Genomic DNA, 14,454 nt, shown 5'->3' on the forward strand with positions numbered 1-14,454 from the left:
GCGCTGGGGACGTGGAGCAAGGAGCGTGGAGCAGGGGTGAGCTATTCATCTTTGAAATCTGTATACTAACTCCCTGCACTTTGCACCCCGCCCCCAGCGCCCTGCTCCTCGCTCCTCGCCCCGCAGCTATGCACCTGATTCAGAAATACAACGTTCCCGGTCCACGCTACACGAGCTATCCGACCGTACCCTTCTGGGATGAAACCACTTTTAGCGAAACCGCCTGGATACGCAACCTGCATCGGGCATTTGCGGTAAGTAATGGCAAAACAGGAATCAGTCTTTATATCCACCTACCGTATTGCGAAAGCCTTTGCACATTTTGCGGCTGCAACAAGCGGATCACTAAAAACCATTCCGTAGAAGCCCCTTACATCGATGCACTGCTGGCGGAATGGAATATCTACTGCGATCTGCTGCCCGAAAAACCGTGTATTGCCGAGCTACATCTGGGTGGTGGAACGCCGAGCTTTTTTACACCCGATGAGTTAAAACGGCTGCTTACGGGTATTTTCAATCAGGCTACACCTACCGAATTGCCCGATTATGGCTGGGAAGGCCACCCTAACAACACGACCCGCGAACACTTACAGATATTATACGACTTCGGATTTCGGCGGGTAAGTTTTGGCATTCAGGATTACGACCCAGCTGTACAGAAAGCTATTCACCGGATTCAGCCCGTCGAGAACGTAAAACGCGTGACCGACTGGGCACGCGAAATTGGCTACACATCCATCAGTCATGATCTGGTGTTTGGATTACCGTTCCAGACCACCAATTCGATTATCGACATGATTTACCAGACGCTGATTTTTCGACCCGACCGGATTGCGTTTTACTCGTATGCTCACGTGCCCTGGATCAAGGGAAACGGCCAGCGGGGCTTTCGGGACGAGGATTTACCATCAGGCGAAGAGAAACGTATTCTCTACGAAACCGGACGGGCGCTGCTGGAAGAGGGCGGCTATATTGAAATTGGGATGGACCATTTTGCCCGCCCGCACGATTCCCTGTACAAGGCGATGGAAGCCGGTACGCTGCATCGAAATTTTATGGGCTATACAACCGCCCAAACTCAAGTATTGATTGGCCTGGGCGCATCGTCTATTGGTGATGTATGGACGGCTTTTGCCCAGAACGAGAAAGATGTCGACCTGTATATGAATCGTGTATTAGCCGGAGAATTGCCCCTCTTACGTGGGCATGTACTGGATGATCAGGACCAGTTTCTGCGTCGGCAAATTCTGAACATCATGTGTAAAGGAAAAACCAACTGGCACCTGGGCAACTGGTCGAAACGGGAGTGGGAGGCTCTGGAAACGCGGCTGGAAGCGTTCTGGCTCGACGGCTTGATCGATTACACGGCCGAAGGGTTACAAGTCCGGGCGGAAGGGCGTCCATTTCTACGAAATATCTGTATGGCGTTTGATGAGCGATTGAACTACGCTAACCCACAAACCCGGCTCTTTTCGCAGACGGTGTAAGATTATAGCTTACCGCCTTCTGTTTTCAATTGTGAATGCTTTTGTCATGCTGAAGAACGAAGCATCTTCGGTAGCCGCTATAACTCCAGCTACCAAAGATGCTTCGTTCCTCAGCATGACAAAGTTTATAGTCAGCCACCGTAAACCTACTATTCCCACTTATCTAGCCCCAGCAGTTTGCGGCCTAGTGGGCTTAGCTCGGCGGTTTGATAGCGGGTTTTCTCCCAGCCGCGCGGGTCACCGGGGAACGCGTAGCCTTCCGGAGCGACACGGTCGCGCCAGGAGGTAATTCGCCACTGACGCAGCGCTTCGTTATCTTCTTCGGCAGGCATCATCGAGATGTATTGGGCAATCCGCACCTTATCGGTCGACCGATTGGGTCGGATACCGTGCGGTTGTGTACTGTTGAAAATGAGCAGGTCGCCCGCTTCCATCTTTACCTTTACCAGCTCGAAACCTGTTGTGTCGGGTTTAAAATGGTCTCGGTCGGCGGGTTGGGTAAGTTTCCAGGTATCGTAGGTTCGATACAGTTCAGGAATGCATTGGAAGCCACCCATGTTTTCGTCGGTCTGATCGGCCAGCGCCAGTACGCCCTGTACGTTTTGGGGTCGGGTTTCAGGGTCGTAATCCCAGTGTATAAAGCCTTTGAACGTATCCTGGGGACGTAGCGGAAAGTTCAGGTTAGCCCGGTCGATGGTGACCCAGAGCTTTTCAGTACCCCATATATCCACAAAAGCATCATATACGCGCTGGTATTGCCGATTGTCCCACTCGTACTGATGGTTGTAGAGTTCAACCATGCCGCTACCCGTCAGTTCTTTCATCTTCATTTCGGCGCGGGGCGGAGCATACCAGGTAGTAGGGTCGGCAGGATCTTTTTCTTCAAATTCCCACAGAAGCGCTGCCAGCCGCTCGGCGTTTTCTTTCGGCACCGCCTGTTTGATGACTACATACCCATTTGTGATCCAGAATTGCCAGTCTTCTTCCGAAAGCACGCGTAACGGTTGACTCGGTCCGTCCCCATGATTCGAACGGTTGCTTAGTTTGAGTTTGCTGCTGGTAGCCGTCGATGGATTGCCTGGAATGTCTTTATGAACGTTATTCGGAATCATCGTCGGGGCCATTGTCTGCGTTGCTTCCATAGCTGATTTGTATTTTTAGTGTTTTAAGTTGTAACAAAGTTAGCCAGACTGCTTAGCGACGTGTTAGGACAGAAATTGCTACTTTTTGCACTATATTGCTCCTGACTTACCATTTTTTAGACAATTGAGGCATTCATTGGTAAAAAGAAAGCATTTTGAAGGTCGTTTTAGAAGAAATCAACCCCGATGCCAACAGTTCATTTCATCTGTTGCTGACACCCCATCTGAGTGAGGTGTTTCTCTGGCATTATCACCCTGAGTACGAAATCGTGTATATCGAAGGAGCGAGTGGAACCCGTCATGTGGGCGACCACATTTCGCGGTACGAAGGGAGCGACCTAGTGTTTATTGGCCCCAATATTCCGCACCTCAATTTCGATTATGGCGTTCAGACAGAGCACCAAAAAGTGGTTGTGCAGTTGAAGCAGAATTTTCTGGGCGATACACTTTGGCAGGCCCCGGAGTTCAATGCCATTACAGATTTGTTCGAACGGGCGCGGTCGGGTATTTCGTTTTACGGGCAGACCAAGCAGGACGTGGGCGATCAGTTGAAACAATTAGCTCAGTTGCCCCCCTTCGAGCGACTGATGAAACTGCTGGCTATTTTTCAACAACTGGCTACCAGTACCGAATGGACATCGCTACAGGGTGAGGCTGTGACCAATGCGTACAACTTGACGGAGCAACTCCGGCTGAAAAAGGTCAATCAATTTATTGCTGAACAGTATGGCCGCAAAATTGAGGTCGATGAGGCAGCGGCTGTGGCTAACCTGACCAAAGCCGCTTTTTGCCGCTACTTCAAACGCATGACGCACCTGACCTTTACGCAGTTTCTGAACCAATACCGGGTCAATCAGGCGCAGAAGCTGTTGCTGGTCGACCGGACGGTATCGGAAGCCTGTTTCGCCTGTGGTTTTGACAGCCTGTCGTATTTTACTAAAATTTTCCGGCGCGTAACTGGCGAAAACCCGCTACAGTTTAAAAAGCGACATCGGAGTTAGTTTGAGGTTTTAGCTGACAGATGCTTTCATCTGACAGCACAACAAAAAGTGACAGTTGGTGGATTCAGGATTCTGCCTTTTGATGGAAAATCATTAGGGAAATGTGCGAATAAAGCGTCATGATCCGGGTCATGCTTTTGCCAAAGAGTTTTTCGGGTAAACTACGCTGGTGAGCCGACATGACTAGCAAATCCACCCTGTTTTCGTCCAGATACTGCTCCAGCGTTTTTTCGACACTAGTGCCTTTGACCAGTCGGAAGCGGATATCAAAAGTTCCGATTTCGGATTTTACCTGCTGTTCAAAACTTGCCAGTGTTTTCACGGCCTCATCCGATTCGTCCCTGGTAATGTGGATCACCGTGACATTGCTATTGAAAGCCTGCGCAATTGGCACCAGTTTTTGCAGATTGTCGATATCGCCCGGTACATAATCACTGGCATAGACGATCTCGTCTAGCATTTCCAGGGGCTGGTTTTCCGGTATGGCGATCACAGGGCATTTGACTTTTTCCACCACCCACGAGGTATTGGTGCCAAACAACTTGCCCTCTAGTCGGCTACCCGAACCCTGAGTACCCATAACAATGAGGTCAACGCCTTTTTCAGCCACCAAACGAAGCATTTCCTCATGAAAATCCGTATCACTGCTGATAAATTCAGGCGTTGAAAAGGTGTCGATGGTGCCAACACGGGCGTACAAGTCTTTTAACTTCTGATCGGTATGCTCTTTTACCACTTGTAGTTCATGGTCAAATGAGTTAGCCGATACATAAGCACTGGTGTGGTGGCTGTGGAACGAATGAAAAACAATAAGCCGGGCCTGTAGCTTTTGCGACAGATTACTGGCGAAATGCAGTGCATTTTCTGAGTTTTTCGAAAAATCGACCGGTACCAGAATGGTTTCCATGATAATAGTATAACGCTTTTCGGGCGCTGATTAGTCAACCGTAAAAGTACCGGGAAACAATTTTTTCAACGATGACTTCAGTCATGGCTCAACATGAGAATCACCTTTTGCCTGGTTGACTTACCCTAACTCCGAATAAACATTCACCGCGAGGACGCAAAGCCACAAGGAACAAAACGTATTGATGGTCAATTCTTAGCGCCTTTGCGTCCTCGCGGTGGAGAACAATTTATCTACCGAATCTTTTTCGACGAAATGTATAACGTCATGATGCCAGCGAAGATGGTAGGAACAGCATAGATCAGAAAGTTCGTCACCATCGATAACCCCATGCCAATCAGCACACCCCCAACAGCGGGACCAATAATGCCCCCCAACCGACCGATACCGATTGACCAGCCGACCCCCGTTGTCCGAAATTCCGTTGGATAGAGTCGGGCGGCTACGGCGTACAAGCCAACAAAGCCTCCCTGAATGCCGAAACCCAATAGGCCAAATAAAACTAACAGCAATGATGAGCCCATAAATAATCCGAAAATAGCCATCAATACGCCCGTCATAATCAGGAATATACCGATGGTTTTTTTGAGGCCAATCCGGCTCGAAAAATAGCCCTGCGTAACAATGCCAAAAAAGGCGCCTACGTTGAACACCGTTCCGGCATAAATGGCTAATTCAATGGAAAGACCCGCGTTGGAAGCTAGTTTCGGAATCCAGCTTGTCAAGAAATACAACGTCGCAAAGGCTAGAAATAGAGCAATCCACAACTGAATCGTCGGGGTTTTGTATTCGCCATCCAGAACTGCTGTCAGTGGAATGCCCTGCCGTCGGGTGGGTTTGGGAGGCAGTACCGATAGGGTATTCATCCGCATCCGATCCAGAATCACATTGGCTTTTACCAGGGCATCAGCAGGCTGCGACTTCAGATAAAACTCCAGCGATTCGGTCAGGAAAAACTGGATAACGGGAAGCGCCACCAACGTTGCCATACCTGCCAGTTGGAACATCGTTTGCCAACCCGATTCCGGAATGACACGAGCAGCTACTAACCCCGACAGTACTGCCCCAACCGGATAGCCACCAATAGCGAAGCTTACCCAAAAATCTTTGGTTTTATCGGGCGTATATTCGGCCGCCAGCGCTGCCGTACTGGCCAGCATGCTGCCAATGCCTAAGCCACTCACAAAGCGAAATCCAATTAAATGAAGCACCGAAGTCGACTCAGCCGTCAGGTAGATGCTAACGCCCATAATGGCGGCACTGATCAGGATCATGGTTTTCCGACCGAGGGTATCGGCAAACGGAGCCAGCAACAACGCACCGAAGGTCATCCCGAACAGACCTGAACTGAACACAATACCCAGGGCTTCGGGACTCGACTTCCAGCTTTTGGCAATGGCTGGCGCTGCATACGAAATGACCATCACGTCCATGCCATCGAGCATGTTCATCAGGAAGCAGATCAATACCGTTGTGTATTGTAGCCGCGTGATGGGTTGCTGGTCAATCAGAGTTTTGGGGCTAACGTCCATGGGTCAAAGTAGATTGGGTTTAGGAACTGTATGCTCAGGTTAAGAAGTTGTTTGAGTTAGCCATTGTACAGCTTTTGCCAGTTAGGGCGAGGTCAGGTTCTTACAACCTAACCTCACGAACTCAAACAACTTCTAAGCCTAATAATTTTATAGCGTTCTCTTTCAGGATCAGGGGTTTTACTTCATCGCGAAAACCGGCTTCGTGGAAATCCTTAATCCAGCGTTCGGGCGTAATCAGCGGAAAATCTGTACCGAACAGCATCCGATCCTTCAACAACGTATTGGCGTACTGCACCAATTGCTTCGGGAAATATTTAGGTGACCAACCACTCAGATCGATGTAAATATTGGGCTTGTGCATGGCTACCGAAAGGGCTTCATCCTGCCAGGGCCAGCTTGGGTGGGCGATGATGATGGGGTTGTCGGGAAAGTCGATGGCTACGTCGTCCAGGTGAATTGGGTTCGAGTATTCCAGTCGAAGCCCACCACCTCCGCGTACTCCCGAACCAAACCCTGAATGCCCCGAATGAAACAGCATCGGCAGTTTGTATTCGGCAATGACCTCGTAGAGATGATAGGCCATGCGGTCGTTTGGATAAAACCCCTGCACCGTCGGGTGAAATTTAAAGCCTTTAATGCCATGATTTTCGATCAGGTTTCGGGCTTCGCGGGCCCCCATACGCCCCTTATGCGGGTCGATGCTCGCAAAGGCAATCATCACATCGGGATTGTTGCGGGCCCCTTCGGCCACTTCTTCATTCGGAATCCGGCGCTTCCCAACGTTAAACTCCGAATCGACCGTGAACATGACAAAGGCCATATTCTGCGCCCGGTAATAATCGGCCGTTTCCTGAATGGTCGGGCGCTTATCCGACTTGAAGTATTTGGCAAAGGCTTCGTCGAGTTCGGGTCGAAAGTCATCGTGCGGATGCCAGCAGGAGGCTTCGGCATGTGTATGAACGTCGATGGCGACGATTTTACGGGTATCGATCATATAAAGAGCGAAAGAGTGAAAGAGTGAAAGAGCGAAAAGAGGAAGAAAAGGATGCGTCAGCCACTCTTTCACTCTTTCGCTCATTCACTCAATTTATAAAGCCTGCGGTTGGTTTTTTACCTGTTTTCACCCAGTTCCTCAGCGCATCGAACGCCTGGGCGGTTTGTTGTGGAGTGAACTGGCAATGCCCACGCCCGTTGGTGTACTTGACAGTAAAGTAGGTGTCTTTCTGCTGCTGATGCACCATGTTCTCGAAGTTGACAACGCCATAAGTGGGAGGGATCAACTGGTCGTAGAGGGTGTGCATCAGCAGTACGGGTTTATTGATGTTGCCCGTTCGGTCGTATTTGGCAAAGATCACATTGGGATTAGCCGTTGCCGCCAGCCGTTCTGCTTTCTGGTTGACTTCCAGATTGTTCGGAAAACCACTGTAAACGGTATTGGTGTTGTCGAACGGGTTGCCTTTTGCCTTCTGGGCCAGGTCGCGCAGAACATTTTCATTGAAAAACAGCGAAAACGGCAGGTCGTCGAGTTGCAGATCGAAACGATTGGCAAAGGCAACAGCCAGCACCGAATCTTTAGCCAGGATCGCCGTTCGAATGGCCTTCGCTTTCGTTACCATAGCCTGGATCGGTTGGGCCTGATAGGGTTTCGACAGATCGAAAATGTCGGTCAGCGAGGTTACAATACCCGGAAACAACCCATTGAACGTAGCATACATATCGAACTCTTTCCGGCACTGCAAATACGGCCGGCTCGAAAGCGGGCAGAGGGGTAGCCCACCGTTGTAGTTGGCGCCAAAGTTTTCGATGGTAGCCACGGTAACACCACCGCCCATCGAATGCCCAACCATGAACGTCGAATCGGGTTTGCCGTAGGTTTTAACAAAGAGCATTCGTAGCGCTTCCGTATCATCCACGCCTTGCGGCAACGCAAACCCCTGGTACTGGTAATCTGACGCAGCCACGGCAAAACCGCGTTCTAGAAAAGGCTTCATCGCATTGGCAAAGCCAGGGTTCTGACTCTGCAACGGCCGAGCCCCCATAAACTCGTAGCCATGCGCATACATGACCAGCTTCCCTTTCCAGTTTTGCGGAAACAGAATCACATACCGCGCCCCATCGATACGGCCCGAATCGACTTTCGCTACCAGATTTTGCGCGAACGATTGGGTGATGAGGGATAGGATAATGAGTAGGCTTAGGACTGTTTTCATTTTCTTTTCTGTCATTTTGAGGCAGGGCAAAAAGTCCATTTTTAATCTGAACCTGTTTACACATTCCCTAAATAGGGGTATAACAAGCGTTTTTTGTCATCCCGACGAAGGAGGGATCTTCGGGGAATGGGAAGGAATAATCATACTCAGAAGATCCCTCCTTCGTCGGGATGACAAAAAATTACTGGACTAGAAGCTCAAACAACCTTCTAGTCCGTCGAAACTGGTTTTTACGCTGTTCCCCAGACTTTCCGGGCGGTATTGACGACTAGTTCAATTTTGCGCCATTGGTCGTCGTAAGTGAGGTCGTTGCCGTGATGCGTTGACGAGAATCCGCATTGTGGGCTTACGCAGAGGTTATCCAGCGGCATGTAGTGGGCGGCTTCATCGATGCGTTTGCAGAGGTCGTCAATGTCTTCCAGTTCGCGCACTTTCGATGAAATGATTCCCAGTACCACCATCTTGTTTTTCGGCACAAATCGTAACGGTGCAAAATCGCCAGATCGTTCGTCGTCGTATTCGAGGAAATAGGCATCGACGTTGATTTCGTTAAACAGAACTTCGGCCACCGGCTCGTACCCTCCTTCGGCAAACCAGGTGCTACGGTAATTGCCCCGGCACAGATGAATACCTACCGTCAGGTCGTCGGGCCGCCCATCGATTACAGAATTGATCAAAGCCGCGTAGGTTTTGGGAAGCAGGTTCGGGTCTTCACCCCGTTCAATGGCAGCAGCGCGCATCTTGGGGTCGCAGAGGTAAGCCAGGTTCGTATCGTCCAGTTGCAGATACCGCAAACCTGCCTGATACAGATGATCGATTTCTTCCCGATAGGCCGCAGAGAGGTCATGGAAAAACTCATCCATATCAGGATACGATTCGATGTCGATGGATTTCCGGCCTCCCCGGAAGTGAATCATGGTGGGCGACGGAATCGAGACTTTGGGCGTTTGGGTTGTTACAGACTTCAGGAAGTTGAAATCGGCTACCTGAATATCTGTAACGTGTTTGAGCTTGCCTGTTACACTGAGCACAGGTGGTTTAAATCCGTCTTCGGCCACCTTCGCGTTCGGATTGGCTTCGATGCCGCCCGTTATCGAAACCCCAGCCAGTTCTTTCAGGAAATCGAGGTGGAAATAATCCCGGCGGAACTCACCGTCGGTAATCGAGCGCATCCCGGTCGATTCCAGTTTTTTAACGGTTTCGGCAATCGCGGTATCTTCAATGGCCCGTAGCTCATCGGCCGTAATCTCGCCTTTTTTCCATTTCAGGCGGTATTCTTTTACTTCCGGGGTGCGCAGGAGGCTACCCACATGGTCGGCACGAAAAGGGGGAGTTTTCATTCAGTACTGGGGTTTAAAATAAAGTAGGTTGGTAAATTAGTTAAACCGCGAGGGCGCAAAGGCGCTAAGGGAAATCTCTGATTTATATGTCTTTGCGTCCTCGCGTCCTGGCGGTTTTTCTCTATAGGTTGGTTTTCTGGTTTAATGGCTGTATTCCGCACTATAAAGCTGTTCAATCAAGTGCGGTCGGTTGGCTAAAATGGCTCGCTGGTTCAGGGACCCTTTATCGGTTATTTCGCCTGTGTCGATAGAGGGTGGATCATGAGCGATAATCATTTTGCCTAGGCGATCTGCACTGCCCATTGCAGTTTCATTGAGTTTGCTAAGCAATTGGTCGACAAAATCCGTTACGGCCATTGTCTGAAAAGCATCCCGGTAGTGTACATCGGGAGCCAGCTTGGCTAGTTTACGGCAGGCATCGATGTTCAGGAACAGGATGGCGCTGGCATAATCCCGGTCGAGTCCAGCAATAACGGCATCCTGCACGATAGGCGAACCTGCCGCAATGATTTTCATACGCAGTATTCCTACGTTGACCCAGGTACCAGTCGATAGTTTGAAATCTTCCGCAATGCGCCCGTCGAAAACGAGCCCTTTGCTGGGGTCTCTCTCATCCAGAAATTTCACGGCGTCGCCCGTTTTGTAATAGCCCTCGTCGTCAAACGCTTTTTGAGTGGCCTCTGCATTGCGCCAGTAGCCGGGGGTTACGTTTGGGGCTTTGTAACGAGCTTCCAGTTTATCATTGTCGGGCACCAGCTTCACGCTCATACCGGCAACAGGTACGCCCAATAAACCCGAAAAACTGCCACCCCAATTGGCAAAAAGGGCCGATGGTCCCGATTCGGTGCAGCCCAGACCCGTGATGATCGGAATCCGCTCGCCAATGGTCTCGACAGCCAGTTCTTCCAGTCGGTTCCAGATCGGTTGCGCCAGACTGGCTCCTGCATAGAACAGCATCGAAAGCCGGGCGAAAAAGGTTTCCCGAAGGGCTGGCTCGCGCTCAAAATAGGGAATCAGCATCTCAAAGCCTTTGGGGACATTGAAGTAAACCGTTGGTGAAATTTCCCGGAGGTTCTGCACCGTTGTTTCAATACCGGCCGGAGTGGGTTTGCCATCGTCGATATAGAGCGAACCACCATTGTAGAGCGCCAGCCCGACGTTATGATTACCCCCGAAGGTGTGGTTCCACGGAAGCCAGTCGATGAAAACCGGGGGCTCGGTAGCCATAAACGGAAACGTCTGCGTAATCTGCTGCAAATTGGCGCACCACATGCCGTGGGTATTGATAACACCCTTCGGCAAGCCCGTTGAACCCGATGTAAACAGAATTTTGGCAACCGTATCGGCCGTGACGCGCTCAAATGCCTGATCGACGGCATCGGTTGGCACCATGTTCAGTAGCTCAGAAAAGTCCACCTCATTGCCGGGCGTAGCTGTGATGATGAGGACTTCCGGGAAAAGCGATTTGGCTAAGGCAATGGCACGGGCATACGCTGTGTGGTTCTGAACAAAAACAACTTTGGGCGTCATCACCTGCAAACAATGCTTCAGCCGCCCTAGATCGGTTGATAAGAGCGAGTACTGTGGCGAAATGGGGCTGTATGGAACGCCTATGTGCATTGCCGCCAACGCCAGTAGCGCATGTTCGAGGCTGTTTTCAGACAGAATGACAATCGACTCGTCGGGGCCAATGGCCAGATTCAGGAGGTATTGGGCAATGGATTTCACCTGCTCCAGCGTAGACCGATACGATAATCGAATCCACTCTCCATCCGCCCCGCGACGAGCCAGAAAGGTACCCTCTGACCGATGGGTGGCCCAATACAGTAGCTTTTCGCCTGGTTTAGCGGGATAAGCACCCAGTGGCTGTTCCAGTTCTAACCGGATGCAGCCATCGGCATCAACCTGTTTTCGGGTAGTCGTCGGCCCGAATTCAATGGTTTTGTAAGGAGATGTCATTGGGTTTAGGGTTTGCAGTATCAGGTTTATTGGTCGCTCGGTTACTGTTCACTGCCCGACTTTTTTGGCGCGCCCTTCCAGGAATTCGGTTAATCGCTGTTTGGCTTCGGGCGATGACTGGGCAATGGTAGCCATCAGGCTTTCCATCAGTAATCCTTCCGATTGCGATGAATCGGCAATACGGGGGAGTACGTGCATAAGAGCATAGTTGGTCAAAGGAGCGTTCTGGGCAATCCTTCTGGCTAGTTCAATCCCTTTTTCAAGCCCCTCCCCAGCCATGGTCACGTACTGGGAAAACCCCATCCAGACACCTTCTTCGGCCGAGATCGTCCGTCCGGTAAACATCATGTCGGCCATACGAGCTACGCCTATTAGTTTGGGAAGCCGGACCGATGCTCCACCGCCGACAAAAATGCCCCGTTGCCCTTCGGGTAAGGCATAAAACGTACTGGCTTCGGCTACCCGAATATGACAGGCCGACGCAATCTCCAGGCCCCCACCCACACAGGCTCCTTTCAATACCGCTACAACCGGCACCTTTCCAAACTGGATTTTGTCGAGTACCCGGTGCCACATGCGTGAATGGTGCAGCCCTTCAATAATATCCCGTTCCTGCAATTCAGACAGGTCGAGCCCAGCACTGAAATGGTCGCCTTCGCTGTGGAGCACCGCACATTTTACCCCGTCTGGCATGTTGGAGAATACGGCTTCCAATGCCAGAATGAGCGCATCGTTTACTGCGTTTCGCTTTTGTGGGCGGTTCAGTTTGACAAAAAGCAGTTCGCCATCTTGCTCAATTTCTACTAAAGCAGCCATGTTATTAAGGTCATTCATTGTTATTTGTGGAGCCTGGTTAAGCTTTTCATAATCAAGTTATAACGAGTTCTTTTTTTGTCCTCCCGACGAAGGAGGGATCTTCGGAGAGGGGCAACTCAATCGACTCATCCGAAGATCCCTCCTTCGTCGGGAGGACAAAAAAGCTATTGGAATAAAAGTTTAAACAGACTCATAATCATTGATAGTTATTCACGGATTTGTTTTCGCGCAATAAATGACTACTTACGACTACCAATAACAACGCTTATTTCACCTGCCAGACGGTAATGAGCACGTTATCTGGGTTCCGAATTGCCGTAGCGATGAAAATGGCGTTGTTCAGCCACTCATATTTACCGGTTGGTGCCTCGAATTTGGGGACCGTTCGGAAATAGTATTCGCTCGGGCTTACCTGTTCACCACGACCAATACGCGCAGCTACTTCGGGCGTTGCAACCCGAAGGCCTGTGTTGGTGATGTAGATCGTGACCCCATCGAGGGTTTTGAGCTGATAATGAGCTTCCAGCTCGGCAACACCGTCTTTTCGGACGATTTGCCAATCGGCCCCTCCGGGTAGGATTTCACCTTGAATACGGGGCCCGTCAAACGTTCCTCCCGTAATAGGAATGATACGACGCAACCCGTGAGGGGTTTCCCCGACCACATAAGGAGCACCGACTTTCACACGTAGTTCGCAGACAAGCTCCAGTTGTGGGATGTCGTACCGCTGGGGTTTCTGAGCAAGTGCGCCAGTAATTGACCCAATTAGTGCAAGCAGGATAAGGAGTTGGCGTTTCATAGCTTTCTTAATTCACTCGTTCCAGAATGACGGCGTAGCCCATACCGACGCCTACACACATGGTGGCAAGGGCATAGCGTTTTTGCTGCTTTTGTAATTCAAGCGTTGCTGTTTGAATCAGTCGGGCACCCGACATGCCCAACGGATGGCCCAGTGCAATGGCACCTCCGTTGGGGTTGATGCGAGGGTCATCGTCGGGCAGGCCCAATTGTCGGGTACAAGCCAGCGACTGGGCAGCAAACGCTTCGTTAAGCTCAATCACGTCGATGTCGGCCAAAGTCAATCCGGCTTTTTTCAACGCTTTCTGAGTAGCAGGTACGGGCCCAATCCCCATGATACGCGGCTCTACACCCACTACGGCCGATGCAACGATGCGGGCTTTGGGAATGAACTGATACCGACTGATGGCCTCTTCCGACGCAATGAGTAAGGCGGCTGCTCCATCGTTCAGGCCTGCTGAGTTTCCGGCCGTTACGCTGCCTTCTTTTCTGAACACAGGTTTCAGTGTAGCCAGAACGTCCAGCGAGGTATTCGGCTTTACAAATTCGTCGTAGGCAAACAGCAATGGCGCTCCTTTTTTCGTTGGGAGTTCAACGGGCATGATTTCTTCCGATAATCGACCTGATTGCTGGGACTGGGAAGCCTTTTGCTGCGACCGATACGCAAATAAGTCCTGGTCTTCGCGACTGATGTTGTACAGTTCGACCAGATTTTCGGCCGTTACCCCCATTGCATCCGTACCATACAAAGCCTGCATTTTTGGATTGATGAATCGCCAGCCAAAGCTGGAGTCGAACAGTTGAGCGTCGTTGCCAAACGGTTTCGAGGTTTTCGACATCACCCACGGCCCACGGGTCATGTGTTCTACCCCCCCGGCAATAAACACATCCCCATCACCCGCTTTGATTGCCCGATTGGCATGAATCACTGCCGACATGCCCGACGAACACAGCCGGTTGACGGTTTCGCCCGGAACGGTGTAAGGCAGACCGGCCAGCAACAGTGCCATTCGGGCCACATTCCGGTTGTCTTCGCCCGCCTGATTATGACAGCCAAGTATCACGTCATCAACCGCATGGGGAGGCAGGCCAGGATTGCGTTTGAGTAGTTCTTTGATCGGTAATGCCGCCAGGTCGTCGGCCCGAATGGTCGAGAGGCTACCGCCGAAACTTCCAATCGGGGTACGGATGGCGTCGATGATATAAGCTTCGTTCATAGGTGAAAGAGCGAAAGAGCGAAATCGGACCGCCGAAGCGGAGTG

The 14,454-nt window shown here is 50.9% G+C and carries 12 protein-coding genes; 2 read left to right on the forward strand and 10 right to left on the reverse strand.

Annotated elements, in window-relative coordinates; translation table 11 throughout:
- Positions 1–128: 128 nt before the first annotated feature.
- The gene (hemN, locus tag B5M13_RS31875) at positions 129–1,487 is read left to right on the forward strand and encodes an oxygen-independent coproporphyrinogen III oxidase (protein ID WP_080059501.1); all 1,359 of its coding nucleotides are present in this window, start codon (positions 129–131) and stop codon (positions 1,485–1,487) included.
- A gap of 149 nt (positions 1,488–1,636) precedes the next feature.
- Here the strand turns inward: hemN and B5M13_RS31880 are convergent, their stop codons facing one another.
- Positions 1,637–2,629, reverse strand: coding sequence for a phytanoyl-CoA dioxygenase family protein (locus B5M13_RS31880; protein WP_080059502.1), 993 nt, complete (start codon positions 2,627–2,629; stop codon positions 1,637–1,639).
- Positions 2,630–2,784: 155 nt separating this feature from the next.
- On the opposite strand from B5M13_RS31880, the gene B5M13_RS31885 reads away from it, so the two are divergent.
- Positions 2,785–3,630, forward strand: coding sequence for an AraC family transcriptional regulator (locus tag B5M13_RS31885; RefSeq protein ID WP_080059503.1), 846 nt, complete (start codon positions 2,785–2,787; stop codon positions 3,628–3,630).
- A 64-nt stretch (positions 3,631–3,694) separates the two neighbouring features.
- On the opposite strand, the gene B5M13_RS31890 is transcribed toward B5M13_RS31885, so the two are convergent.
- The 9 genes from B5M13_RS31890 to pcaF all read right to left on the reverse strand — a co-directional run bounded on the left by B5M13_RS31890 (position 3,695) and on the right by pcaF (position 14,409).
- A complete protein-coding gene (locus B5M13_RS31890) occupies positions 3,695–4,537 on the reverse strand; it encodes a universal stress protein (protein WP_080059504.1) in 843 nt (280 codons plus the stop codon).
- Between the two features lie 233 nt (positions 4,538–4,770).
- The gene (locus B5M13_RS31895; RefSeq protein ID WP_080059505.1) at positions 4,771–6,069 is read right to left on the reverse strand and encodes an MFS transporter; all 1,299 of its coding nucleotides are present in this window, start codon (positions 6,067–6,069) and stop codon (positions 4,771–4,773) included.
- A gap of 121 nt (positions 6,070–6,190) precedes the next feature.
- Positions 6,191–7,147 (reverse strand): amidohydrolase family protein, encoded by a 957-nt coding sequence (locus tag B5M13_RS31900; protein ID WP_449448526.1) that lies wholly within the window; start codon positions 7,145–7,147, stop codon positions 6,191–6,193.
- A gap of 4 nt (positions 7,148–7,151) precedes the next feature.
- The gene (locus B5M13_RS31905; protein ID WP_080060165.1) at positions 7,152–8,279 is read right to left on the reverse strand and encodes an alpha/beta hydrolase family protein; all 1,128 of its coding nucleotides are present in this window, start codon (positions 8,277–8,279) and stop codon (positions 7,152–7,154) included.
- 230 nt (positions 8,280–8,509) lie between these two features.
- The gene (locus tag B5M13_RS31910; protein ID WP_080059506.1) at positions 8,510–9,619 is read right to left on the reverse strand and encodes a 5-methyltetrahydropteroyltriglutamate--homocysteine S-methyltransferase; all 1,110 of its coding nucleotides are present in this window, start codon (positions 9,617–9,619) and stop codon (positions 8,510–8,512) included.
- A 141-nt stretch (positions 9,620–9,760) separates the two neighbouring features.
- Positions 9,761–11,578 (reverse strand): feruloyl-CoA synthase, encoded by a 1,818-nt coding sequence (locus B5M13_RS31915; protein WP_080059507.1) that lies wholly within the window; start codon positions 11,576–11,578, stop codon positions 9,761–9,763.
- Positions 11,579–11,626: 48 nt separating this feature from the next.
- Positions 11,627–12,412 carry a crotonase/enoyl-CoA hydratase family protein gene (locus B5M13_RS31920; protein ID WP_245859611.1) on the reverse strand — a complete coding sequence of 262 codons (786 nt, stop codon included), beginning with the start codon at positions 12,410–12,412 and terminating at the stop codon, positions 11,627–11,629.
- Between the two features lie 247 nt (positions 12,413–12,659).
- Positions 12,660–13,193, reverse strand: coding sequence for a DUF3237 domain-containing protein (locus B5M13_RS31925; protein WP_080059508.1), 534 nt, complete (start codon positions 13,191–13,193; stop codon positions 12,660–12,662).
- Between the two features lie 7 nt (positions 13,194–13,200).
- A complete protein-coding gene (gene pcaF / locus B5M13_RS31930; RefSeq protein ID WP_080059509.1) occupies positions 13,201–14,409 on the reverse strand; it encodes a 3-oxoadipyl-CoA thiolase in 1,209 nt (402 codons plus the stop codon).
- Between the last annotated feature and the right edge of the window lie 45 nt (positions 14,410–14,454).

Source organism: Spirosoma aerolatum (assembly GCF_002056795.1).
GTDB lineage: Bacteria > Bacteroidota > Bacteroidia > Cytophagales > Spirosomataceae > Spirosoma > Spirosoma aerolatum.